Source organism: Micromonospora sp. WMMB482, assembly GCF_019038635.1.
Classification (GTDB): Bacteria; Actinomycetota; Actinomycetes; order Mycobacteriales; family Micromonosporaceae; genus Micromonospora; species Micromonospora marina.
Genome location: NZ_JAHOPD010000020.1, coordinates 3,875,296 through 3,900,443, shown reverse-complemented (window position 1 = coordinate 3,900,443; position 25,148 = coordinate 3,875,296). Strand labels below are relative to the sequence as shown.

Sequence of the window (25,148 nt, the reverse complement as noted above, 5' to 3'; positions counted from 1 at the left end):
CCCGCCTCACCGACCGCCGGGATTGATGAGGCTGACGTCCAACTCGAACCCCTTGTTGCCGTACGCCTCCACGCGAAGTCCGATCGGCGCGGTCTTTCCCGGACCGTAGATCCCTGTGACCGTGTACTGAACGATCTCCTTGTTCGCAAGCACGTGGTCGTGCACCATCTTCTCGATCTGGTCGCGCATGTACGGGCTGTTCAGCGGCTTCTGTTGAAGTGTGACGATGTTGTGCCTCTTCGCATGTCCAGTTCCCAGGCCGCCGAGCTTGTTACCAAGTAGATGGCCACGAGCCTCGTTGAAGGCGACGCCGTCGCCCGACCAACCCGGCGGCTCCCAGTCCCGGGACGCGGGCGTTCCCCGGCGAATCCCATCGGGATGCAGGACTGTGGACGCGAACGTCGCGCGACCCTGACCGTCCAGAGCACCGTAACGCGTGGTGCCGTCGTGGTCGTAGAGGTCCTCACCGCAGTTGTGTACGAGAACCGGCTCGTCATCGGCGAGCACGTAGTACGTGTGGATGTCGGCGACCGTCAGGTCGCGCATCTCCTCGTCGCCGGCGAAGTTGTCGACAGCGACGACGGTGACCTCGCGTCCAGGTCCACCACCACCCACGCCCGCGCCGGTGCCGTCACCCTCCAGCCGCTTGTCGTCGTGGACGAGCAGCCGGTGGCCCACGGCGAGCTTTGCGGCGTCCACCCAGGCGCCGTCGGTCGCGTCCCAGAACGGGTGGTGCTGCGTGGTCTTCAGCACCGTCGTCTTGCCGGTGCCGTCCTTGACGGTGACGTCGGTGAGGTCGCGGTCCCGGTTCTGGTGCAGGGCGGTGACCGGCTTCGCCGCCGTCCGCCCGCCCTCGGGATCGGTCGCCGCGACCTTGTCCCCCAGGGCGACGTCCTTGATCGCCTTGCTGGACCCGTCGGCCATCAGCACCCGGGTCTCCGGGTCGAAGCTGTGCCGAGTCCGACAGCCCGGCGACCCACCGGACGACGAAGCCCGCTCCTCCGCGCTCGAGCGCGGCCGCGCGGCCGGGTTCGGTCCGCCCGCGCCGTGCAGGTCATTGCCGCGACCCAGCGACGGCAGCTTCCCGCCGAGTCCCGGAGCCCGGCTGGCCCCGCCGGCGAGCATCTTGCTCGCGCCGCCGGTGAACTTGCTGATGCCGGCCGACAGCGCGCCGTCCAGGCCGCCCTCGATCATGGTGCCGGCCAGCCCGCTCCAGGAGAACTTCTCGTCACCCCGGGCGACGTCGACCATGTAGCCGGCGCCGGAGGACATGGCACCGGCGACCGCACCGGCCAGGATCAGGCAGCCGACGCCGGTGGCGCAGAGCGCGCCGACCGCGACAGTGGCGGCGACCGCCACCGCTGCCGTGGCGACGAACTTCCAGGGGTCCTTCTTGATCGCCGCCACTGTGGATTTCACGCTCGCCGCGGCGCGTTTGACCGTCTTCTTGGCGGCCTCCCGCACACACTTGGAGGTGCCCTTCTTCAAACAGCTCTTCGTGGCGTTGTAGGCGTCGGCGACCTTCTGGACCTTCTTCTTCGCCCAGCGTTTGGTCGAGTCCCAGGCGACCCGGCCGGCCTTCTTGATCTTTTTCTGGACCTTCTTGGCGCCCTTCTTGACGTCCTTCCAGGCCTTACCCGAGGCGACGTAGTGGTAGGTGTTCACCGTCGCGCGGTACGTACTGACGGCCGCCTTGTAGGTGTAGTTGACGACCTGTTGCGCGGCCGCGACCGGGCGGGTCACCACGTTGACGACGGATTTCCAACTCGGCAGGCCCCAGTGCCCGGTCGGGTCGGTGGTGGTGAGCGGGTTCCCGTCGCCGTACTGGAAGCGGTTCGCAGCGATGGAGTCCGGCACCGGGTCGTTCGCCGCGGTGTCCCGGGTGTCGAACTGCCCGGTCGCCGGGTTGTACCAGCGGGCCAGCATGTTGACCCGGCCCGTGGCCGAGTCGGTCCACTCGGACTGGTAGCCGAGGTTGCCGATCAACCCGGAGCCGGCGACGACGTTGCCCAGGGGGTCGTAGGTCCGGGAGCCGCTCAGCCCCGTGCCTGTGGCGGTGAACTGCCCCACCACGTCGTCGTGCTGGTCGGTCCAGGTGTAGACCGAGTTCGCGCCGTTTCCGGCGCCGGTGGCCAGCAGCTCGCCGTTCGTTCCGCGGGTGTAGGTGGTGCCGGAGTCCTGGGCCAGGTCGTTGCCGAGGCCGCTGTAGCGGAAACCGGGCTGGATCGCCCGGCCCAGCGCGTCGTAGGTGTAGGTGCTGGTGCCGGTCGCGGATTGCTGCGACAGCACCTGTCCGAACGCGTCGGCGACTGTGGTGAGGACGCCGCCGCCGGATGACGTCTGCCGGAGGGTGCCCCGCGCGGTGTAGGCGTACGTCACACCGTCGCTGGCCGTCGCCAGTTGGTTGCGGGCGTCGTACGTGAAGGTCCGGGAACCGGCCTGGGTCCGGTTGCCGGCGCCGTCGTAGGCGTACCCGATGGTGGTGCTGCCGTTGTTCCAGGACGTCAGCCGGTCGGCCAGGTCGTAGGTGTAGGTGTTCGAACCCGATCCGGCGAAGCCGGTGGTGACCTTCGACGTCTCGTTGCCGTTGTTGTCGTAGCCGTACGTGATGGAGGCCAGCGTCGTGGTGCCCGCGGCGTTCTTGAGTGTGTCGGTCTTGAGCCGTTGCAGGTAGTCGTAGCCGAGCGTCCGCACGTTGCCGGACCCGTAGGTCATGGTGGCGATCTGCGACATGACGTTGTAGCCGACCGTCAGGTTGACGCCCGTCGTGGTGTTGGCGGCGGTCCGCAGCCGGCCCGCCCCGTCGTAGCCGAACGTGGTGGCGCCGGCCGCGTCGCTCCGCGAGGTGACGTTGCCGTCGCGGTTGTACGCATACGAGACGTCGTCCTGCGGGCCGCTGATGGACAACGGGAGGCCGCGGTCGTCGTACGTGATGGTGTTGGTGCCGGCGGGAACCGACAGCGACGTGATCCGGCCCGCGTCGTCGTAGTCGAAGCTGCGGCTCGCGGTGGCCGCCTCGGCGCCGCTGCCGGTCTGATCGGTCAGCCGGCCGAGGTCGTCGTAGTCGTTGTGCACCCGCACACCGCCCGGCGCAAGCTGGTCGGTTACCCGGCCGGCCGCGTCGTAGACCAGGCTGAAGGTGCGGTCGGCCGCGTTCGGGAACGCCGAAGTGGCCGGCTCGATCTGGGACTCCGGCTTGCCCCACGAGTTGTACGTGGTCCAGAACGCCAGTGCCCGGCCGTTTGTGAACCTGGTGCGGTTGCCGGCCGCGTCGTAGCCGAACGAGGTCTGGATCGACGTGGTGGGTGTGGTCGGCTGGGTCTCGCCGGTCATCCGGCCCATAGCGTCGTACGTGAACGTGGTCGTGGTGGTGCGGGCGTCGGTGGCCGAGGTGAGGTTGCCGTTGTCGTCGTAGCCCGCCGACTGGGTGGTGAGCACCGCGTTGGCCGGATCGAGCCGCTGCACTCGGGTCTGCCGGCCCGCACCGTCGTACGTGACGACCTGCTTCGTCGAGTCCGGGTTGGTGGTCTTGACGACCTGCCCGAGACCGTCGTACTCCAGCAGGGTGACGTTGTTCGCGCCGTCCTTGACGCTGATCGTCTCGCCGGCGGAGTTGTAGCCGTACGAGGTGACCACGCCCTCGGGGGTGGTGGTCTTCTGCAGCCAGGGACCGGTGCCGTACGCGCCGGTGCCGTAGTCGTAGACGCTGGTGTTGGTGGCCGGGGTGGGCTGGCGGACCACCTCGCTGCTGGTCAGCGTGCGACCGAGCATGTCGTAGGTGGCGGTGGTCTTCGCACCAGTCGCGTCGACCGATTCGAGCAGGTCACCGACCTTGTCGTAGAGAGCGGTCGCGGAGCGGCCGGTCGGCCCGGTCACCTTCGTGACGTTGCCGAACATGTCGTACTCGAAGGCGGTGGTCTTGTCGAGCGGATCGGTGCTGGCGACGACCTGGCCCAGCTTGTCGTAGGTGGTCACGGTGCGGGCGCCCACGATCGGCGCACCGCCGCCGGGCGGCGTGTAGTCGGGCAGGATCATCTGGTGCGGGCGGCCCAGCGCGTCGACCCGGCTCTGGGTGACGTTGCCGAGCGGGTCCTGCACCTCGACCTGCTCGCCGAAGGTGTTGTAGCCGATCCGGCTCACCGGGCGGGAGTTGACCGTCTCGGCGCCGTACGACTCGGTGGTGACGGTGGGCGCGACAGTCTGGACGGCCTGGTCCGCCTCGTCGTAGTCGTAGTTGGTGACGTTGTTGAGCGGATCCTTGACAGCTGTGGTGAGACCACGTTTGTCCACCGTGTTGACTGTGGTCATCTCGTTGGTCCACAGCGCCGCAGCGGTCCGGCCGTTGCCGCCGTTGTAGAGGGTGGACACCTCGGCGGTCGACAGCGCCCGCTGGTACGCCTGCACGTTGTCGACCGAGCCGACGAACGTGCTGCCGCCGGTGCTCCACGAGTTGCCACCGATGGTCATTCCGGTGGCCGAGGCGAACGGGGTGGGATTGGTGACCGAGGTGCCGGCGACGTTGTTGACGTACAGCGACATCCGCTTGGTCGGGGCGTCGAACACCGCCACCATGTGCACCCAGGTGTTCGCGGCGACAGCGGTCGCCGACGTCGCCGAGTAGGTGGTCGACGGCGAGGCGACGTCGGTGGCCGGAGCGCTGAACGCCCACTTCGCGAGGCTGCTGTTGTACTGGAGGGAGAACGCGGCGTTCTTGGTGCCGCCCTGCCCGAGCGCGGTCTGGGTGGCGGTCAGGTTTCCGGCCCGGACCCAGGCCGACACCGAGTACGAGGCCGTGGTGTCGAGCACCTTGTTCGGGGTCTGCATGTATCCGGCGGTGGTGAACGTCGCCACGCCGCCGCTCGTGGTCACCTCGGATGCGCGGAACTCCATGTCGTTGTGCGACGGGGAGGAGTCGTAGCTGATGAACGGGCGTAGGGCGAGGAAGCCGGCGTTGTCGTCGTAGCTGGTCTCGTCGAGCTTCCACCAGCCGGCCGGGCCGCTGTCGGCGCTGCGGCCCACGCTGCTCGACGTGGGCCGGCCCATCGGGTCGTAGCCGGTGCGGGTGGTGCTCAGCACCGTGCGCTTCGCACCCGACATGGTGCGCGTCGCGGTGACGCGGTCGTCGCCGTCGTAGGCGTACGTGCTGACCCGGTCGACCCCGTCCGGGCTGACGGTCGACGAGACCACCCGGCTGGCCGGGTCGTAGAGGTAGCTGGTGGTGGTCGCGCCGTTGTTCTCCTTCTTGACGGCGAGGTTGCCGGCCTCGTCGTAGGTGTTCTCCTCCAGCACCTGGGTGGTGGTGCCGTCGGTCCGGCTGACCTTCTTCAGCTTGCCGTCGGTGTAGTAGTCGTACTTCGTGGTCCAGTTCATCGCGTCCGTCTCGGACGCCAGGTCGCCGTTGGCGTAGTAGGCGCGGGACAGGATCTGCGTGGTGGTGCCGTCCTTGCCGGTCAGCGTGGCGGTGAGGACCTGTCCCTCGCCGTCGTACGTGGTGCGCAGCCGCCTCAGCACGTCACCGCTCGGGCAGGGAGACGACGGCCCGGGGTCGGTGTCACAGGTCGTCTCGGTGGTCTGGTTGCCGTAGGCGTCGTACTCCTGGAGCGTGACGACGCCGACCGGGTCGACCACCTTGACCAGCCGGCCGCGCTCGTCGTAGCTGTTCGTCACGGTCCGGCTGGCGTCGCCGCCGGTGAGGTCCTGCTGCGTGCGGGTCAGCACGTTGCCATCGGCATCGAACGTGTCGAGGGTGCGCAGCGTGTGCACCGCGCCGGTCACCCGGTTGGTCACCGCCGGCTCGGTGGACTCCGTCACCTGCCCGTCGGCGTCGTAGCGGAACGTGGTGACCAGCCCGGCCGGGTAGGCGTCCGAGATCACCTTGCGGCTCGTCGCACGCCCCAGACCGTCGTACGCGAACTCGGTGACCAACCCTGCCGCATCGGTGATCTTGACGGCGTCGCCGGCGGCGTTGTAGTCGGTCCGCTGGACCGCCCCGGCGGCCGAGGTGGTGGTGAGCGGCAGTCCGGGCGGGGTGACGCCGCCGCCCACGGCGGGCGTGGTAGCCGTCGTGTACGTCATCGACACGGTACGACCGGCCGGGAAGTCGGCCACCGGCGGCGACACCATCGAGGTGCGGTTACCGGCGGTGTCGTAGGTGAACTTCGTGCGGTAGCGCTCGTCCTTGTCGTTGCGCGAGCGCGGATCCCTGATGTCGGTGATCTGGTCGTTGCGCGCGTCCGGCGTGAGCTGGGTGGTGGTCGCGTCGGGCCAGTAGCTGTAGTAGGTGGTGTCGCACTCGCTGAGCCAGTCGTCGTGCGGTCGCGCGCAGGTGGTCGAGCGGATCGTGTTGCCCCGCACGTCCTTGCCCGACTCGGTGAGCTGACCCAGCGGGTCGTACTCGACGGAGGCGAACCCGCCCACGTCGTAGCCGTAGCTCGTGGTGTTGCCGAGCACGTCGGTCTCGGCGATCAGCCGGTTGCCGTTGACCAGGTCAAAGTAGCGGGTGGAGACCTTGTTGCCCGGGTCCGTCACGGTCACCTTGGAGACCGGAGTGAGGGTCGGGCCGGTGGTGTCCGCCGTCGGCGAACCGACCGCCTTCGACGCCTCGTAGTGCGCGTTGACCTGGGCGGCGGTGAGCAGCTTGTCGTAGAACGCGAACTCGGCGATCTCCCCGGTGAAGTAGCTCGTCGCGCCGGACGATCCGGGCAGCCCCGAGGTGTAGCCGGTGCCGATGTAGGCCGGCCCACCGATTCCCTGGTATGCCTCGTTCTTGGTCGCCATGAGCTTGTTGTCCAGGAACAGCGCCTGCCCGCTGGGCCAGTGCTTGCCCAGCACGACGTGGTGCCACTTGCCGTCGTTGACCTTCGTGGAGCCCGAGGTCATCGTGATGGCGGCTCCGGTTTGCTCCAGGCCGCCGCGCAGCACACCGTCCGACCCGACGTACAACGCGGGGACGTTCGACGAGCCGGTCGGCGTGCTCTTGAGGCTGTACAGCACGCCGCTCTTGGTGGTACCCGCGGGAATCCGGAACCACATCTCCACCGAAGCGGGGAACTCCACAGTTCCGGCCGCGGTAGTGCCGGTGCCGCTGAGGTACGACGAGGTGCCGTTGAACCTCGCGCCGAACCGGTCCGGGAACGGGCTCGTGGTGTTCGGCTGCGAGGTGTCGAATGTGACGTTGTGGTACTGCATCGAGCCGCCGACGACCTCGTTCACCGCCTGGGCCGGGGCGTCGATGTCACCGAGGCGGAAGTAGTCGCGCGGGCGGGTGCCGAGGACGGCGGAGACGTAGCCCTGGCTGGACGAGATGCCCTGCGGCACACCGATCTTCCAGGTGCCGCCGTTCTCGTCGGTGACCTGGCCGACCCGGCCGGAAACCGGGTCGTACGTCACCTCCGCCTGCACCCGGCCGGCCTCACTGGTGATCTTCGACAGCGAGGGGGCGGCGGTACGGCCGCTGTTCCACATCGCGGCCACGGTGCTCACGGTCACGGCGGTGTTGAACATCGCCACCTCGGCGATCGACCCGTTGAAGAACGAGGCCGTCCCGGTGGTGTTCGGCTGCGCGGGCCACGCGCCGCCGAGGAACCCGGCGCCGACGTAGACGTTCGGCACGCCGCTGAAAGCCATGTTGATGGCGCCGGTCAGCGTGCCGGCAACCGCGCCGTCGAGGTACAGCGTCTGGCTGCCGCCGTTGCCGGCGAGCACCACGTGGTGCCAGCGGTCGTCGGTGACCACCGCCGCCGAGGCCACTGCCGACGCAGGGCTCACCAGGTACTCGCCGCGCAGCTTGCCGTCGGTGCCGATGTACAGCGCCGGGACGTACGCCTTCGTCGTCGTGGCGCCCGGCGTGACCAGATCGTCGGAGTAGCCGAGCAGCACCCCACCGGCTGTGCTGGTCTTGAACCAGAGGCTGACCGACTGGTACGACGCCTCGTTGATCGCTTTCTGCCGCAACTGCACGCTGGAGGTGGTGCCGTTGAACCCGGCCGCCGTCGCCGACGAACCCGCGAGCGGGCCCGGCGAGCCGAGGGTGACGTTCGTGTACGCGGCGTTGTCCGCACCGTCGTTCGACAGCACCGTGCTCATCGCGCTGGTCGCGCCGGCCGGCTCGTTCAGTCTCCAGTACGAGTACGGCCCGGCGTTGAGCGTGGTCGCCTCGTACTGGGAGGAGGTGGTGTAGTCGTACCGGGTGCAGTCGGTTGTCGTGCCCGGCGGGCACACCGCCGTCAGCAGATCCTTGTCATAGCTGTACCGCCAGGTCAGGCGGGTGGCCGCGTCACCGGCGGTCACCGGGTCGGAGGTCACCTGCGTGACGTGCGGATATCCCGCGTCGGCCGGGGTCGACCAGCTGACCGCGAGCGTCCGGCCGGACGAGACGGAGGTGAGCAGGTCGACCAGCCCGTTCGCGTCGTACCGCAGGGTCTCCGCCCGGCCGGACGCATCCGCGATCCGGGTCAGCCGGTAGACGCCACCGCCGACCGATCGGGTGAACTCGTACGCGGTGGCGTCCTTGTCGGTCAGCGAGTAGCCGCCGGTGATCGGCTTGAACACCGAGAATCGGCCGGACGGGGAGACGAAGACGCCGTTCGCGTTGCGCCCGAACGCGACCTCCTCACCGGAGGGATAGCGGACCGCGACGGTCTGCACCGCGCCGGAGGCGTCCGGTTGCTCCCGCACCTGCATGTCCAGCAGCGACGACCAGCCCTGACCGAACGCGCTGTCGGCCCGTACGTCCCGGCTGTTGTAGTCCCGGGTGATCGACAGTGCCGGGCCGGCGGTGGCGACCTCGGCGTCGCTGTCCGAGGTGGTGTAGTTTCCGGTGCTCGGCTCGAACCCCTTGCCGCCGTTCTGGCCGAGGTCCGCGCTGATCATCGGCTGCGGGACGGCCGTGGTGAACGCGTACGCCACCGGCGTGGCCGGCGCCGTGGAGGACCAGTCGTTGACCTGGACCGTGTAGGTGTAGGTCTTGCCCCAGGACAGCGCGCCGGCGGGTATCCTCCACACCCCGCTCGTCACCCACCCCGAGGCGGCCACCTGCGTGCCGGCGGAGTCCTTGACCACGAACGTGTAGCGCAGCCCCTTGTTCGGCCAGGCATCCGAGTCACGGCCGCTCGCGGCCAGCTCCGGGGTCAGCGTGGAGACCGTGTAGTTGTCCGCCGGGTACCGCACGTCGATCTGCGGCGCGACGTTGTCGGTGTAGGTGACGTCGATGAACGGCGTACAGGAGATCGTCCCGTAGGTGGAGTGCGCGCAGTTCAACGGCGAGTTCGCCGAGGTGAACCGCTTCCAGGCCGTGGAGTCGGTCTCGCTGGCCTTGATCGCCAGACCGTAGGTGCCGGCGCCGGTCACCCACTCGTTGATCTCGGTGGCGTTCAGCGGCACCGAGACCCACGTACCCACGTTCCGGATCTTGGCAGTGTTCCCGCAGGCAGCCGTGTTCGAGGGTGAGGCGTTGCCGATCGAGGCGGACAGGGTGGGAAACGTGCCGAACTTGACGGTGGAGGCGGCCCAGTTCTGCGTCACCCGGTAGACGTCGAACCGGCGGGCGACACAGCCGGTGCCGACGCCCTGGTAGCTCATGAAGACATTCAGGTCGGCCGCGCTGAGCCTCTTGCCCGCGTAGGTGCTGCCGAAGGTCGAGAACGGCAGCAGGGCCCGCGCCTTGCCGGTGGCGGTGCCGTTGAAGGTGCCGGCGGCCACGTTGTCCTCGCCGGAGCGCTGGGTCTCGGTGACGTCGGACTGCACGTACGTGTCGCCGGTCGCCGTCTTGATCGTGCCGGTGGACGGGTCGAGCAGCACCGGGAACTTCCGCTTCGGGTCGCGCAGCCACGCCTCGTCGATCGTGACCTTCAGCGCCTGCCCGGTGCCGTGCGGGACGAGGGTGTAGCGCACCGAGTGCGAGATCGCACCCGTGCCGGATGCGTCCACGCTCGCGTCCTCGAGGTAGCCGACCGGCATCCGGGCCGCCTCGGTGCCGTCCGCCCGGAGGAACACCGCGTCGCCGTCCTTGTCGATACCGGCGGTCAACCCACGCAGGCGCAGCGGGTAGACGTACTCGGTCGGCGCCTTCGCCGAGTGCAGGACCAGCGTTTCCTTGACGTCGGTTCCGGTCACGGCCATCGTGACGTCCACGTCCGGCAACGCGCGTTCGTAGGTGAGTTCGTTGCCGTTCACCCGGGCGGTGGGCGCGACGGCGCCGGCCAGGTCGAAGCCGAGGCTGCGATCGTCGTCGAGCGTCAGGTCGACAAGGGGTTGCCCGGGCTCACCGGCGGCGGCGAAGGTGACGCCGAGAGGGTGCGCCTTGACGGTGAAGCGCCCGTCGGGCCGCCGGACGATCGTCGGGTCGATGGAGCGCCAGGTGCCGTCGGCGTCGCGCCAGTTGACCGGCCGCTGGTAGACGCGCCGGGTGACCGACCCGTCGGCGTTCTGGAAGACGTCTGACGTGGTGGTCGACGCTGCAGGCAACCGCTTGCTGGTGCGGGGCTGGTAACCCTGCCGTCCGGGACCGGTCTGGCGCACCTGTCCGGCCGGCCGGTGGGGCTGGAAGCGGGGCAACTCCCCCTTGGCCCGCTCGCCGCTGGGCCGGGCGCGCTCGCGCGCCGTGGCGACGTAGTGCCCGCCGGGCGCGCGGCCCGCTTTCTGCTTCGGGGTGGGCGGCTCGGCGCCCCACGACGGACGCAGCGACAGCATGTCGGTGAGCCAACTGGTCGGCCATCCGTCTCCGGCGACCGGCGGCAGCGGCTCACGTGGTGCCGCGGTGAGCAGCGCCAGCGCCAGGACCAGCACTGTCGCGACCCGGCGCACGCCGTTTCGCACCGAGATCTGCCTGGCCGCCGTCGGGCGCAGGGCAGGATCGTACTGACCGCCCATGGCAGCCTCCCCCGTGGTCATCGAACCCAGCGGAAGCTTCCTGGACGTTCACTGAAAAAGCAATGGTCAATCTGGAAGATCATCGATCGGCGGCGGAGACCACCTGGCGCTCCACGCCCGCCGCCAGATCCTCGGCCGATTCGCCGGACACCGCCGGAACGGCCGGGTCCGGCGACACGCCGACCACGAGGTAATGCACGTCGGGGAAGCGCTTGTGCCCCGCGACCAGGGCCGCGACCGGCGCTGCACCCACCGCGACCACCATCCGGCAGCGCTGGACGCCGAGCGTGTTGAAGAACCCCTCGGCATTCTCCGGCGTCTGCTTTCCGACCACCGCCAGGTGCTGGATTTTGATCGAGGTGGCCGACGACGCCCGTTGCATCCCCTGCCAGCTGGCCGCCGCCTCGGGCCCTGCCAGACCCCGGTCGTCGGTCAGCATGCAGGCTGTGAACGCCCGGTACTGCCGTTCCCGGGGCGGCGGGGCGGGCTCGGGCCAGAGCAGCCACGCAAGCGCCGCGACGGCCAACAGGCCTGCCGTCACCACCGCGACCAACCGCCACCGTCTGTCCACTGCGAACACCGCGAGACTCCCTCCGCCGCGCCGGCTGCGACACCCGGCGGGAGCAAGATACGGCTCGCGGCCCCGGGCCGGGGCCCGGTCGCCCAGGAACAGGACCGTCGGTAACCTGGCGGCAGCGGGTCGCAGCCGCAGCCGTAGCACGTCGGGCGCATGATCGTGAGCCCGTCCACAGAACGGTCCTCGTCCACAGGCCGAACCCGCGCGTCCCCTCCGCCGGACCCCGCCGCACGCATCCTGGCCGGCATGACGAACCGGAACCGAGCCGTCGGGGCGTACGGCGAGCGGTGCGCGCTACGGCACCTGATCGAGACGGGCCTGCGCCCGGTCGCCCGCAACTGGCGCTGCCCCGACGGGGAGATCGACATCATCGCCTGGGAGGGCCCGGTCCTCGCCGTCTGCGAGGTCAAGACCCGCCGGAGCGAGCAGTTCGGCTCCCCCGCCGAGGCGGTCGTACCGGCCAAGGCCCGCCGGCTGCGCGGCCTGGCCGCCCGCTGGCTCGCCGAGACCGGCACCACCGCCGACGAGGTCCGCTTCGACGTGCTCTCCGTCCGGCTCCCGCTCACCGGCCCCGCCCGCGTCGAGCACCTCCGCGGCGCGTTCTGACATGGGGTACGCGAAAGTGCTGAGCGTCGGCCTGGCCGGAGTCGCCGGGCATCTCGTCGAGGTCGAGGCCGACCTGGCTCCCGGGCTGCCCGCCGTGATCATCTCCGGCCTGCCGGACACTGCGCTGCACGAGGCGCGCGACCGGGTCCGCGCCGCGATCGTGAACTCCGGCCAGAAATGGCCCAACCGGCGCATCACGCTCAACCTGCTCCCCGCCACCCTGCCCAAGTACGGCTCGGCGTTCGACCTCGCCATCGCGCTCGCCGTCCTGGCCGGCTCGGGTGAGCTGCCACCGGTCGCCCTGGACGCCACGGTCGTGCTCGGCGAACTCGGCCTCGACGGCACCGTACGCCCCGTCCGCGGCACGCTGCCCATGGTCGCCGCCGCCGCCCGCGCCGGGCACACCCGCGTCGTCGTACCCGCCGGCAACGCCGCCGAGGCGGCAGTCATCCCGGGCGTACGCGTGCACGCGGTCGACACCCTGCACCGGCTCGTCGCCCACGTCCGCGACGGCAGTCCGCTGCTCGCCCCAACCGCCCACGTCCCGGCCGGCGGCCCGGCCGGGCCCGACCTCGCCGACGTCGCCGGGCAACCGCTCGGGCGGCGCGCCCTGGAGATCGCCGCCGCCGGGGGCCATCACCTCGCGCTGCTCGGCCCGCCCGGTGCCGGCAAGACCATGCTCGCCGAGCGACTGCCGTCGATCCTGCCCGAACTGGACGACGAGGCAGCCCTGGAGGTCACCGCGCTGCACTCGATCGCCGGCCTGCTGCCACCCGGCGGCGGTCTGCTGCGCCGGCCCCCGTTCCAGGCGCCGCACCACTCGGCCACGGTGCCCGCGCTCGTCGGAGGCGGTTCCGGGCTGGCCCGGCCCGGCGCGGTGTCGCTCGCCCACCGCGGGGTCCTGTTCCTGGACGAGGCGCCCGAGTTCAGCAAGGGCGCGCTGGAGGCGTTGCGGCAGCCGCTGGAGAGCGGCCGGGTGCGGGTGGCGCGTACCCGCGGCGCCACCGAGTACCCGGCCCGCACCCAACTGGTGCTGGCCGCCAATCCCTGCCCGTGTGCGAAACCCTCAGGCGACGTGGACTGCGAGTGCCCGCCGCTGGCGCGACGACGCTACCTGGGACGGTTGTCGGGTCCGCTGCTCGACCGGGTCGACGTGCAGGTCCGGCTGACGGCGGTACGCGCGGCGGAACTGCTGAGCACCGGCGCCGCGCAGGAGTCCTCGGCCCGCGTCGCCGCCCGGGTCGTCGCCGCGCGGCATGCCGCCGCCGAGCGCTGGGCGGCCACCGGGCACCGGGTGAACGCCGACGTCCCCGGCCCGTACCTGCGCCGGCCGCCGTGGCACCTGCCCGCCCGGGTCACCACGGATCTACGCCGCCGGCTCGACACCGGTTCGCTGTCCGCGCGCGGCTACGACCGCGTACTCCGTCTCGCCTGGACCATCGCGGACCTGGACGGGCGGGACCGGCCCGGCCACCACGACGTCGCGGAGGCCATCCAGCTCAGGACCGGTGAGGTCGGGTGAGCGCCGACGACCGCCGGCTGGCGCGGGTCGCGCTCACCTGGCTCGCCGAGCCCGGCACCCGGTCGGTGCACGCCATGGTCCAGCGGATCGGCCCGGTCGCCGCACTCGACCTGCTGCTGTCCGGCGAGGCGCCGGAACGGACACTGCGGTCGGCCGTCGCGGCGCGCGCCGCCTTCGCCGACGCCCGGGCGGTCGCCGCGGAGGCGCTGGCCCGCGGCGAACGGCTCGGCGCCCGGCTGGTCACACCGGAGGACGACGAGTGGCCGGCCCAGGTCGGGGATCTGCGCCGGCTCGCGCTGTCCGGAGCCACCCGGCGGGTCGACGTGGAGACCGACCCTCCGCTCTGCTTCTGGGTCCGCGGGGCGTGGCCGCTCGGTGAGGCGCTGGCGCGCTCGGTGGCGGTGGTCGGCGCCCGCGCGGCCACCCCCTACGGCGCGCACGTCGCCACCGAGCTGGGCTACGGCCTCGCCGACCGGGAGTGGACAGTGGTCTCCGGTGGGGCTTTCGGCATCGACGCCGCCGCGCATCGCGGGGCGCTGACAGCGGGCGGGCGGACCGTCGCCGTGCTCGCCTGCGGGCTGGACCGCCCGTACCCGGTGGGCAACGCCGCGCTGTTCGACCGGATCGCCGAGACCGGCCTGCTGGTGAGCGAGTGGATTCCGGGCGCGGAGCCGCTGCGGCCCCGGTTCCTCATCCGCAACCGGGTGATCGCGGCGGCGACGAGCGGCACGGTCCTCGTCGAGGCCGCCGCGCGCAGCGGCGCCACCCAGACGCTCAACCGGGCGCTCGGCCTGCACCGCCCGGCGATGGTGGTTCCCGGGCCGGTGACCTCCGCGATGTCCGTCGGTGGGCACGAGGTGCTGCGGGAACGGCCGGAGGCCCGGCTGGTCACGAACGTCGCGCACGTGCTGGAGGAGGTGGGCCGGATCGGGTACGACCTGGCCCCGCCCGCCCGGGCACCGGAGCGCCCCCGGGACCGGCTCGACGAGGAGGCCACCCAGGTGCTGGAGGCGCTGCCGCGCCGCCGAACGCTCGACCTGGAGAGCGTCGCGGCGCGGGCGGGAGTGGACCTGCGTACCGCCATGCGCAAGCTGTCCATGCTGGAGGAACTGGCGATGGTGGTACGCCGCGACGGCGGTTACGCGCTCGCGCCGCCGCCGGCCACACGCACGTGAGCCCGTGTCAGTCGCCCTCGAACCGGATCTCGGCGTCGCGGCGGTCCGCACATCGGCGGACGAGCCGGGCCAGCCGGTGGACGTGGTCGACCTCGGCCGGCGCCCGGGCCACCTCGGCCAGGCACCGCAGCTCGGCGAGCAGTTGCGGCATCCGCCCGGCGCCCACGGCCAGCTCGCCGAGCGGGTCGACACGGTCCAGCAACGGGGTGCGGCCTCCGCCGCGTACCCGCTTGAGCAGGTCGAGCAGCACGTCCTGCGGGTCCGTCACGGCCTCGATCGAGGCGTACGCGGGCCGGCGACCACCGGTGCCCGCCGATATCTGCCGGTAGAGGACGGCGTCCACTCCCACTCTCGGCCCTCCTCGAACCGGCGTCACCGTCACGGGGACGCGTTCGCCTGATCGCGGCCGGATCGACTCCGTCGGGGCCGGCTCGGCCGCGCTGCCTGCCGGTCGCCGCACCGCAAGCGTGCCGCAGCACGAGTTTCCCCTGTCCAGAGCCGCTTCTGCCACCCCTCTCAGCGCGTCGGCGCGTATCCCACGCCGGAAGGACGCGGGCGACGTGGCGGACGGCACAACCCACGGACGACGGCCGACCCGCCGCGAAGGCGGGCGCGACGGCCGGGCGGCACGGCGAAGCGGCGGGCGGCGGCACGGCGACGGGCGGCGCTCCGGCCTTACGCTGGGACGGTGATCGCTGTCCGCCTCCGCCGCCACGACCGCGTGCGCCCGGACCGGGTGCCGCGGTGAGTCAGCGGCGGCGCGGCACCCGGGACGCGCACGAGGAACTGCCCGCGTCGATGCGCGAGGCGGTCGACGAATTCGCCGATCACCTGTCGCGGGTGCGCAACCGCTCCGTCCACACCGTCCGGGCGTACGTCACGGATCTCGTGTCGCTGCTGGACCACGCCGTCCGGATGGGCTGCGCCGAGCTGCCGGAGCTGGACCTCGCCGTGGTGCGCAGCTGGCTGGCGAAGCAGCTGACCATGGGGGCGGCGCGGACGACGATGGCGCGGCGCGCCGCGGCGGCCCGGACGTTCAGCGCCTGGGCGCACCGGACCGGCCTGCTCGCCGATGACGTGGCGGCCCCGCTGGCCAGCCCACGCGCACGGCGGGAGCTGCCCACCGTGCTGCGCGCGGACCAGGCCGCCGCCCTGGTGGAGGCCCCGTCGCGGCAGCGGCCGGGCCCGCCCGGGGCCGACCGCTCGACGGTCCACCCCGACGGTGCCGGGCTCGGACACGACCACGGAACGGCCGCCGAGGCGGTCGGCGACGGACCGTCCGACGCGGTGCTGCTGCGCGACCGGCTGCTGCTGGAGCTGCTCTACGGAACCGGGGTACGCATCAGCGAGGCGTGCGGCCTCGACGTCACCGACGTCGACCAGGGCCGCCGGGTCGTACGCGTACTGGGCAAGGGCGGGCGGGAGCGGTCGGTGCCCTACGGAGTGCCGGCCCAGCGGGCGCTCGACGCCTGGCTGCGCGACGGCCGCCCCGCGCTGCTGACCCCGGGCTCGGGCCGGGCGCTTCTGCTCGGGGCGCGGGGTGGACGGCTCAACCCGACCACCGCGCGGCGGATCGTTGCCGCGTGGGCCGGTGCCGCCGGGGTGCCGCGGGTGACGCCGCACGGGCTGCGCCACTCGGCCGCGACGCACCTGCTCGAAGGCGGCGCGGACCTGCGCGCCGTGCAGGAGTTGCTGGGGCACTCGTCGCTCGCCAGCACCCAGATCTACACGCACGTCTCGGTGGAGCGGCTCCGCGCCGCGTACCGGCAGGCGCACCCCCGCGCCTGACCCCCGACGGCGCGCGGGCGGCGTCGGCGAGCCCGGTCAGCGGGCCGAATCCGGCCGGCGCATGATCCATCTCGGGCTAGGATCGACGGATGACGGTGCCGCAGCCACCCGAGCCGATTCCCGGGGCTCGGCTGCTCTTCTCCCTCGATCCCTCCGTCAGCCACCTCAACCACGGCTCCTTCGGCGCCGTACCGATTGCCGTGCAGCGCGCCCAGCAGCGCCTGCGCGACGAGATGGAGGCCAACCCGCTGCGGTTCTTCACGCAGGGCCTGGTCGACCGGATCGCCCACGCCCGGCGGCACCTGGCCGCGTTCCTCGGCGCCGACCCGGACGGCACCACGCTCGTCGGCAACGCCACAGCGGGCGCGGCCGTGGTGTTGCAGTCGCTGGCGTTGCGCCCCGGCGACGAGGTCGTGACCACCGACCACGGGTACGGGGCGGTGGCGCTGTCGGTCGCCCGGGAGTGCGCCCGTACCGGGGCGGTGTCCCGCACCCTTCCGGTGCCGTTGACCGCCACCGACGAGGAGGTGGTCGAGATCGTCCGCGACGGGCTGCGCCCCGGGCGTACCAAGCTGCTGATCGTCGACCAGCTCACCTCGCCGACCGCGCGGCTGTTCCCCGCCGCGGCGATCGTCGCGGTGGCCCGGGAGCAGGGCGTTCCGGTCCTGGTGGACGCCGCGCACGCGCCGGGCATGCTGCCGGCCACCGTCGCGTCCGTCGGCGCCGACTTCTGGGTCGGCAACCTGCACAAATGGGCGTACGCGCCGCGCGGCACCGCCGTGCTCGTGGTGGCGCCGCAGTGGCGGGAGAGGATCCAGCCGCTCGTCGTGTCGTGGGAACAGGACAGCGGCTTCCCGATCCGGGTGGAGTGGCAGGCGACGCTCGACTACACCGGCTGGCTGGCCGCCCCGGTGGGCCTGTTCACGTTGCGCAGCCTCGGCGTGGACCGGGTACGCGCGCACAACGCGGCGCTGGCCGCGTACGGGCAACGGGTCGTCGGGGACGCGCTCGGTGTGGCGCCCGAGCGGCTGCCGGAGCCCGGCGGACCGGCGGTCGCCATGCGGCTGGTGCCGCTGCCGCCCGGTGTCGCGACGACGCTGGACGCGGCCCGGGAGCTGCGGACCCGGATCGCCGACCGGCTCTCGGCCGAGGTGTCGACCGCCGGCTGGAACGGGCGCGGCTACCTGCGGCTGTGCGGCCAGGTCTACAACACCCCCGACGAGTACGACCGGCTGGCCGTCCGGCTGCCCACGCTGCTTGCGCAGGGCTGAGCAACACACCCGGTCAGCCGTCGGCGGGAACGGCGTGCAGCGGCAGCAGCCGGACGCGGCCGAGCCCGAGCAGGGCCAGCGGATCGAGGTACTCCGTGTCGCGTCGCAGTCCCCAGTGCAGGCAGGCCGCCTCGGCGCAACCGGGATGCCCGGCGAGCAGGTCGCCGACCGGCGTGCCGGCTTCGACCGGGGTGCCGGCGGTGAGGCGGGAGCGGACCGGTTCGTACGTGGTGCGCAGCCCGCCGGAGTGGCCGACGGTCAGCACCGGCCGGCCGGCGACGGTGCCGGCGAAGAGGACGATCCCGGCTCCGGCCGCCAGCACCGACGCCCCGGGTGCGGCGGCGAGGTCGACGCCCCGGTGCCCGGACAGCCAGGGCTGCGGCGGCGGGTCGAAGCGACGCACCATCCGGGGCGCACCCGGCAGCGGCCACCGGAACCGCCCATCGGGCCCGCCCGGAAGTCCCGCAGCCGAGCCGCCCGCCGCCGAAGCACCAGAAGCCGGGGCACCCGCTGATGCGGAAGCATCCCGCCCGCGCGCAGGTACGGCCGGAGGCGGCCCGGCCGCGAGCGAGTGGACCCCGACCCGGGACGACGGCGGCGAGGGCCCGGCCGAGGACGACGGCACCACGGCCCGGGACGGCGTGAGGGCGCCGGGCAGGCAGCCGACGAGGAACAACACCACTGCGAAAGAGATCGAGGAACGCACGCGAGCACCCTGCCCACTCCGGGCACCGTCCCGCGTACCGCACGCGGCCGTCCTGTGGACGACGCACCGACTGTGGACGAGCGCCGGAATCGGGGCGGATCTGCTACGGCCCGGACGCCTATGCTGGCCGGGTGACGAAGGACTGGTACGCCTGGCACAACGACTACGACCAGCCCGAGTCCGCACTGGCCCGGCGGCTCGCCGAGGTGCGGCAGCGTGTCTCCGACGCACTGGACGCGGCGCCGCCCGGTCCGCTGCGCGCGCTGAGTCTGTGCGCGGGTCAGGGCCGCGACCTGATCCCGGTGCTGGCCACCCATCCCCGGGGCGCCGACGTGACCGCCCGCCTGGTCGAGCTGGATCCGCGCAACGCCGATCTGGCCCGCCGCGCCGCCGCCGGCGCCGGGCTCACCGGTGTGGAGGTGGTGACCGGGGACGCCTCGCTGACCGACGGATACGCCGATCTGGCCCCGGCGGATCTCGTGCTGGCCTGCGGCATCTTCGGCAACATCACCGACGACGACATCCGGGCCACGGTGCGGCACTGCGCCTCGCTCTGCGCCACCGGCGGCACGGTGCTGTGGACGCGGCACCGGCGCGAGCCGGACCTGGTGCCGGTCATCTGCGAATGGTTCGCCGAGGAGGGCTTCGAGCCGGTCGCGGTGAACAGCCCGGCCGACGGGGTGGGCGTCGGCGCGCACCGGTTCACCGGCACGCCCCGCCCGTTGGCGCCGGGCGAGCGGATGTTCGCGTTCGTGGGCTACGACGTGCTGGAGCGGACGGAGCAGCGGTGACCACAGTGGACGACGTCAGCCGTCCCTCCCGGGTGGCCGGGCCGGACGAGGCGATCAGCGCCGAGGAGCTTCAGCTCGCCGCGCGCAACCACGGCATCCCGCTGGAGGCGTTGCGGTACGACGTGACCCCGGCGGGCCTGCACTACCTGCTCATCCACTACGACATCCCGGACGTCGACCCGGCCGCGTACGCGCTGAGCGTGTCCGGCGCCATCGAGCGTCCACTGCGGCTGGACCTGGCGGCGCTGCGCGACCGGCCCCGGGTGACCCATCGGGTCACGCTGGAGTGCGCGGGCAACGGCCGGGCGCTGCTGCATCCCCGTCCGGTCAGCCAGCCCTGGCTGGTGGAGGCGGTGGGCAACGCCGAGTGGACCGGCACGCCGCTGGCCCCGCTGCTGCGCGAGGCCGGCCTGTCCGGCGACGCGGTGGACGTGGTGTTCACCGGCGCGGACCACGGGGTGGAGCGCGGCGTCGAGCAGGACTACCAGCGGGCGTTGCCGGTGGCTGACGCGCTGCGCGAGGAGGTGCTCCTGGCGTACGAGATGAACGGCGCTCCCCTGCTGCCGCAGCACGGCGCGCCGCTGCGCCTGATCGTGCCCGGCTGGTACGGCATGGCGCACGTGAAGTGGCTGCGCGACATCACTGTGACGACCGAGCCGTTCGACGGCTACCAGAACGCGGTGGCCTACCGGCTGCGGCGCGACGCCGACGACCCGGGCGTGCCGGTGACCCGGATCGAGCCGCGTGCGCTGGTGCGTCCGCCCGGGTTCCCGGATTTCATGTCCCGTACCCGGGTGCTGCGGCCCGGAGCGTGCACTCTGGACGGCCGGGCCTGGTCCGGCCACGCGCCGGTGACCTCGGTCGAGGTGACGACAGACGGTGGCGGGACGTGGGCACCGGCGGTCCTGGACGAGCCGTCCGGGGGCGAGTGGGCGTGGCGCCGGTGGACGATGAGCTGGGCGGCGACGCCAGGGCGGTACGTGCTGGGCGCCCGGGCGACCGACGCGTCGGGGCGCACCCAGCCGGTCGAGCAGCCGTGGAACCGGGGCGGGTTCGCGAACAACCTGGTGCAGCGGGTCGAGGTGGTCGTGCCGGCACAGTGATCCGGCGCTGGATCAGCTCCCGAACCCGGAATCTGCGGGAAGCGAGATGTCGGGCTTTTCGAGCTCTTCCACATTGACGTCCTTGAACGTCATTACTCGAACATTCTTGACGAAACGGGCAGGACGGTACATGTCCCACACCCAGGCGTCGTGCATCTCGACCTCGAAGTAGACCTCGCCGTCGGAGTTGCGCACGTGCAGGTCGACCTGGTTGGCCAGGTAGAAACGGCGCTCGGTCTCCACCACGTAGGAGAACTGACGGACGATGTCGCGGTACTCCCGGTAGAGCTGAAGCTCCATCTCGGTCTCGTACTTCTCGAGATCTTCCGCGCTCATCGCACTCCGCCTTCCATGACCACATCTTCCCCCACCGACGCCGGAGGTCGCGGCTGCTCGCCCAACGCCACGCCGACGGTACCCCCTGACGCGCCGCAGTGCCCCATCGGCTCGTCCGGGCGGCCGGCGAACGCGCCGGGCCCGAGACCCGGCAGCCCGGCCGCGGGCTCGGGCGGCGCCACGCCGGCGCCGTCGCCCGCCGGGCGGCGGGCGCGGGGAGGCCGGCCGTCCCGTCCGGAGACGGCGGCCACGTTCACGTACGAGAAGCGGTGTTCCCGGCAGGGCCCGAGCGCGCGCAGGGCGGCGCTGTGCTCGGCGGTGATGTAGCCCTTGTGCTCGGCGAAGCCGTAGCCGGGGAACCGCCCGTCCAGGTCCACCATGATCCGATCCCGGGTGACCTTGGCCAGCACGCTCGCCGCCGCCACACACGCGGCCACCCGGTCACCCTTCCAGACCGCCAGGCCCGGCACGTCCAGCCCGTCGACGCCGAAGCCGTCGGTCAGCACGTACTCCGGGCGGGTGGTGAGCGAGGCCAGCGCCCGGCGCATCGCGGCGAGGTTGCACACGTGCAGCCCGCGGGCGTCGACCTCCTCGGCCGGGATGACCACCACGGCGTACGCCAGGGCCCGCGCCACCACCTCGTCGTGGACCCGCTCGCGGGCGACGGGGGTGAGCAGCTTCGAGTCGGCCAGCTCGTCGATCTCGCCGCGCCGGCCCTCGGGCAGGATCGCGGCGGCGGCCACGAGCGGCCCGGCGCAGGCGCCCCGACCGGCCTCGTCGGCGCCCGCCACGTGCCGGAAGCCACGCCGTTGCAGGGCGCGTTCCAGCGCGTAGAGGCCACCGTCGCGGCGGACCACGGTGCGCGGCGGGGTCAGCATGCGCCGCCTCCCGCCAGCACGGCGCCGAGCCGGCCGGGCAGGTCCGGCGGGTAGTAACGCTCGGCGGAGGCGGCCAGTTCGGCGACCGGCCACCAGCGGTGCCCGTGCACGCTCGCCCGCTCGACGTCGTCGAAGCCGGCCGTGTCGACCTCCCAGCCCGTCACCCGGACCAGGTAGAACTGCTGCTCCTGGCGGTACCAGACGCCGTCGAACGGGAACTCGACCGTGTCCGACCAGACCGGCGCGCCCAGCTCGGCCGGGGCCATCCGCAGGCCGGTCTCCTCGGCCAGCTCCCGGGCGGCGCCGTCGGCCGGGGACTCCCCCGGGTCGAGCCCACCGCCGGGGGTGAACCAGTAGCGGTGACCCGGCCGGGCGGGATCACTGCCCTCGAAGAGCAGCACCCGGTCGGACGCGTCGACCAGCAGCACCCGGGCCGCGCGACGAGGGGTGTAGACGGTCACCGCACCAGCCTGCCAGACGCCTGCGACGAACGACCACGCTGTCCCGCCGCCGAGGCCGGGCCGGCGTGCCGGAGCGTGACGCGGGCCTGCTCAGGGATTGGGGATCCCGTCGAACTGCTCGGGGACGCTGAGCCAGGTCGCGCGGCTGACCGGCCAGAAGATGGTGAAGGCCCGGCCGACGACCTCGCCCTCGGGGATGGTGGCGACGTTGATGTCCTCGCCCGACTGCTGCCAGTGCTCCAGCGAGTCGCCGGACGCCTCCCGGTGGTCACCCATGACCCACAGGCGCCCCTTCGGCACGGTGATGTCGAAGTCCTGGTCGGCGGGCTTGTTGCCGGGGAAGACGAACGGCTCGTCGATCGGCTTGCCGTTGATGACCAGCCGGTCCTGCCCGCCGGTGCGGTCGCAGCAGACCACGTGATCACCGCCGACGCCGATGACCCGCTTGATGAAGTCCTCACCGTCGGGGTTGCCGCTCCACTCGGTGGGCGCCTTGAAGACGATCACCTCGCCCCGGTGCGGCGAGCGGAAGTCGTAGACCAGCTTGTTGACAAGCACCCGATCGTCGATCTTGAGAGTGTTCTCCATGGACGGCGACGGGATGAAGAAGGTCTGCAGCACGAAGGCACGCACCAGCACCGCGACCAGGATCGCCACGCCCAGGAGGATGGGCAGCTCCTTCCAGAAGGAGCTGCGGGGCTTCTCGGTCTGCTCGTCGATCACGGGAGGAGCCTACGTCGAAGGGTGCGGCGCGGTCGCCCCGAACCCGCCAGAACGGTGAGCGTCGCCGCGAGCGGAAGGATCAGGACGACGCCGCCGACCGGGTCGGGATCCACCGGCACCGGCCCCGCCGCCGGCGCGGCGTCCGCCCGGGGCACGCTCGTGAACGTCTCCGGTACGGGCAGGCCGGTCCACCGCTGCGACGGCCAAACGATCATGAAGGCGCGGCCGACCACGTTCTCGATCGGCACCGGCCCCTGACATCGGGCGTCCTGCGAGACCAGCCGGTGGTCACCCATCACGAAGATCTGCCCCGGCGGCACCACCACCTCGGTGAACTGCCGGGACCGGCACTCCTTCGGATTGGGCGGCAGCTCGGCCGGGGAGTCCTCGAAGACGTACGCCTGCTCGTCCAGCGGCACCCCGTTGACGACCACCCGGCCGTCGTCGCAGCACCAGATCTTGTCGCCCGGCACCCCGATGACGCGCTTGATGAAGTCCTTCTCGCCGGGGCGGCTGACGCCCACCAGGTCGCCGAGCGTCCGGCCGACCCGGCCGGCGAAGTCGGCCGGCGGCGCGGGCGCCTCCTGGGCGACCCAGCGGTCGGTGCCCCGGAACACCACCACCTCGCCGCGGACCGGGTCGCGAACGTCGTAGACGACCTTGTTGACGAGCACCCGGTCGCCGACGAGCAGGGTGTTCTCCATCGACCCGGAGGGGATGAAGAACGCCTGGAGCAGGAACGTGCGGATCAGCACGGCGAGGCAGAACGCCACGATCAGCAGCAGCGGCAACTCCTGCCAGAGCGGCATCTGGCGGCGGCCGCGACGGGCCCGCCGGCGCCAGGGATCGACGGTGCCGTCCTCGTCAACCATCTGCACCATGCCACTCTCCGGTCCGCGGAAACGACACTACCGCCCGGGAGCCTCCTCGGAGACCCCACGGGCGGTAGTGGACCGTTTCGCACCGTCCGGCTGCGCCCGTATCGACCAGGGTAATGCGGTCTGGTCGATACGACATCCGCGCAGCTCGGGCGGCGTGGCGTACGGGATTCAGTTCGCCGGCTGCTTCTCCCGCAGCTCCTTGATCTTGGCCTTCTTGCCGCGCAGCTCACGCAGGTAGTAGAGCTTGGCGCGACGCACGTCACCGCGGGTCACGACCTCGATCCGGTCGATGCCCGGGCCGTTGAGCGGGTAGGTCCGCTCCACGCCGACACCGAAGCTGACCTTGCGGACCGAGAAGGTCTCGCGCAGACCGTCACCCTGGCGGCGGATGACGACGCCCTGGAAGATCTGGACCCGGGACCGGTTGCCCTCGACGACCCGCGCGTGCACCTTGACGGTGTCACCGGCACGGAAGTCGGGCAGGTCGGTACGCTTCGACTGGGCGTCAAGGGCGTCCAGGATGTTCATCGCTGCGTCCTCGTGAGGCTCACGGCGCATCGTCAGTCGATGCGCGAACGGGTGATTCTGACCCCCGGGTGGTGACCGGCGAGGCCGGCCCCGGTCGAGGGTCCTCGCAACCGCCCACGGCGTGGACGGATGCGGCAACCCCTCTACTTTGCCACATGCCCCGGTGGCGAGGAAAATCCGCCCCGGTCCAGCGTCGCCCGGTCCCGCTTGCCGAGCGCCTCCGGGGCCAGTGCGCCGATCATGTCGGGGCGCCGGGCCGCGGTCCGCAGCAGTGACTCGTCCCGCCGCCAGCGGTCGATCCGGGCGTGGTCGCCGGAGCGCAGCACCTCGGGCACGTCCAGCCCGCGCCAGCTCGCCGGCTTCGTGTAGAGCGGGGCCTCCAGCAGGCCGTGCGCGTGCGACTCCTCGTCCAGCGACCCGGCGTTGCCGAGCACACCGGGCAGCAGCCGGGTGACCGCCTCCAGGATCACCAGCACCGCCACCTCGCCGCCGAACAGCACGTAGTCACCGAGGGAGACCTCGGTCACCGGCATCCGGGTCGCGGCGTGATCCAGCACCCGCTGGTCGATGCCCTCGTACCGGCCGCAGGCGAACAGCAGGTGCGACTCGGTGGCCAGTTCGTGCGCCAGGGCCTGGGTGAACGGGACGCCCGCGGGCGACGGCACGAGCAGCCGGGGCAGCGTGTGACCGTCCGGGCTCAGCTCGCCCGGCGCCAGCGCGTCCAGCGCCTCACCCCACGGCTCCGGGCGCATGACCATGCCCGGACCGCCGCCGTAGGGCGTGTCGTCGACGGTGCGGTGCACGTCGTGGGTCCAGGTCCGCAGATCGTGTACGGCCAGCCGCAGCGTGCCGTTCGCCCGGGCCTTGCCGATGAGCGACAGATCCAGCGGGGCGAAGTACTCGGGGAAGATCGACACGATGTCGACGCGCATG

18 protein-coding genes are annotated in these 25,148 nt (G+C 72.1%); 7 read left to right on the top strand and 11 right to left on the bottom strand.

The genetic code is table 11. From position 1 onward, the window contains the following. Positions 1–6: 6 nt before the first annotated feature. A complete protein-coding gene (locus KSK32_RS19580) occupies positions 7–10,869 on the bottom strand; it encodes a LamG-like jellyroll fold domain-containing protein (protein ID WP_216932510.1) in 10,863 nt (3,620 codons plus the stop codon). Between the two features lie 79 nt (positions 10,870–10,948). After that, positions 10,949–11,422, bottom strand: a complete 474-nt coding sequence (locus KSK32_RS19575; protein ID WP_216932509.1) for a hypothetical protein — start codon at positions 11,420–11,422, stop codon at positions 10,949–10,951. Between the two features lie 270 nt (positions 11,423–11,692). Between KSK32_RS19575 and KSK32_RS19570 the strand changes: the two genes are divergently transcribed. The 3 genes from KSK32_RS19570 to KSK32_RS19560 are packed head-to-tail and all read left to right on the top strand — an operon-like array spanning position 11,693 to position 14,749. Beyond that, positions 11,693–12,052 carry a YraN family protein gene (locus tag KSK32_RS19570; RefSeq protein WP_216932508.1) on the top strand — a complete coding sequence of 120 codons (360 nt, stop codon included), beginning with the start codon at positions 11,693–11,695 and terminating at the stop codon, positions 12,050–12,052. A 1-nt stretch (position 12,053) separates the two neighbouring features. Further along, positions 12,054–13,574: a YifB family Mg chelatase-like AAA ATPase gene (locus KSK32_RS19565; RefSeq protein ID WP_216932507.1), complete on the top strand. Its 1,521-nt coding sequence runs from the start codon at positions 12,054–12,056 to the stop codon at positions 13,572–13,574. Then, on the top strand, positions 13,571–14,749 hold the full coding sequence (locus KSK32_RS19560; protein WP_216932506.1) for a DNA-processing protein DprA: 1,179 nt from the start codon (positions 13,571–13,573) through the stop codon (positions 14,747–14,749). Before KSK32_RS19565 ends, KSK32_RS19560 begins: the two co-directional genes overlap by 4 nt. 7 nt (positions 14,750–14,756) lie before the next feature. On the opposite strand, the gene KSK32_RS19555 is transcribed toward KSK32_RS19560, so the two are convergent. Next, the gene (locus KSK32_RS19555) at positions 14,757–15,098 is read right to left on the bottom strand and encodes a hypothetical protein (RefSeq protein ID WP_216932505.1); all 342 of its coding nucleotides are present in this window, start codon (positions 15,096–15,098) and stop codon (positions 14,757–14,759) included. 449 nt (positions 15,099–15,547) lie between these two features. Between KSK32_RS19555 and KSK32_RS19550 the strand changes: the two genes are divergently transcribed. Next, entirely contained in the window at positions 15,548–16,537 is a 990-nt protein-coding gene (locus KSK32_RS19550; protein ID WP_216936225.1) for a tyrosine-type recombinase/integrase, read from the top strand. 89 nt (positions 16,538–16,626) lie between these two features. Further along, the gene (locus tag KSK32_RS19545) at positions 16,627–17,808 is read left to right on the top strand and encodes an aminotransferase class V-fold PLP-dependent enzyme (protein ID WP_216932504.1); all 1,182 of its coding nucleotides are present in this window, start codon (positions 16,627–16,629) and stop codon (positions 17,806–17,808) included. 13 nt (positions 17,809–17,821) lie between these two features. Here the strand turns inward: KSK32_RS19545 and KSK32_RS19540 are convergent, their stop codons facing one another. After that, positions 17,822–18,436: a murein hydrolase activator EnvC gene (locus KSK32_RS19540; RefSeq protein WP_289256625.1), complete on the bottom strand. Its 615-nt coding sequence runs from the start codon at positions 18,434–18,436 to the stop codon at positions 17,822–17,824. Between the two features lie 209 nt (positions 18,437–18,645). On the opposite strand from KSK32_RS19540, the gene KSK32_RS19535 reads away from it, so the two are divergent. Together KSK32_RS19535 and KSK32_RS19530 are read left to right on the top strand one after the other, a co-directional pair. Then, positions 18,646–19,305, top strand: a complete 660-nt coding sequence (locus tag KSK32_RS19535; protein WP_216932503.1) for a methyltransferase domain-containing protein — start codon at positions 18,646–18,648, stop codon at positions 19,303–19,305. Further along, a complete protein-coding gene (locus tag KSK32_RS19530) occupies positions 19,302–20,408 on the top strand; it encodes a sulfite oxidase (RefSeq protein WP_216932502.1) in 1,107 nt (368 codons plus the stop codon). The genes KSK32_RS19535 and KSK32_RS19530 overlap by 4 nt, the downstream gene beginning before the upstream one ends. A 12-nt stretch (positions 20,409–20,420) precedes the next feature. Here KSK32_RS19530 and KSK32_RS19525 read toward each other — a convergent pair whose 3' ends face one another. The 7 genes from KSK32_RS19525 to trmD form a co-directional block, all read right to left on the bottom strand. Further along, positions 20,421–20,744 (bottom strand): DUF2469 domain-containing protein, encoded by a 324-nt coding sequence (locus KSK32_RS19525; protein ID WP_011905215.1) that lies wholly within the window; start codon positions 20,742–20,744, stop codon positions 20,421–20,423. Next, complete coding sequence (locus KSK32_RS19520; RefSeq protein ID WP_216932501.1) at positions 20,741–21,622, bottom strand: ribonuclease HII; 882 nt, start codon at positions 21,620–21,622, stop codon at positions 20,741–20,743. The genes KSK32_RS19525 and KSK32_RS19520 overlap by 4 nt, the downstream gene beginning before the upstream one ends. Beyond that, positions 21,616–22,083 (bottom strand): NUDIX hydrolase, encoded by a 468-nt coding sequence (locus KSK32_RS19515; RefSeq protein WP_216932500.1) that lies wholly within the window; start codon positions 22,081–22,083, stop codon positions 21,616–21,618. The genes KSK32_RS19520 and KSK32_RS19515 overlap by 7 nt, the downstream gene beginning before the upstream one ends. Before the next feature lie 90 nt (positions 22,084–22,173). After that, complete coding sequence (gene lepB / locus KSK32_RS19510) at positions 22,174–22,806, bottom strand: signal peptidase I (protein WP_216932499.1); 633 nt, start codon at positions 22,804–22,806, stop codon at positions 22,174–22,176. After that, a complete protein-coding gene (gene lepB / locus KSK32_RS19505) occupies positions 22,803–23,687 on the bottom strand; it encodes a signal peptidase I (protein ID WP_216932498.1) in 885 nt (294 codons plus the stop codon). Before lepB (KSK32_RS19505) ends, lepB (KSK32_RS19510) begins: the two co-directional genes overlap by 4 nt. Positions 23,688–23,855: 168 nt before the next feature. Then, positions 23,856–24,215: a 50S ribosomal protein L19 gene (gene rplS / locus KSK32_RS19500; RefSeq protein ID WP_013284591.1), complete on the bottom strand. Its 360-nt coding sequence runs from the start codon at positions 24,213–24,215 to the stop codon at positions 23,856–23,858. Between the two features lie 143 nt (positions 24,216–24,358). Then, a complete protein-coding gene (gene trmD, locus KSK32_RS19495) occupies positions 24,359–25,147 on the bottom strand; it encodes a tRNA (guanosine(37)-N1)-methyltransferase TrmD (RefSeq protein WP_216932497.1) in 789 nt (262 codons plus the stop codon). Position 25,148 lies beyond the last annotated feature (1 nt).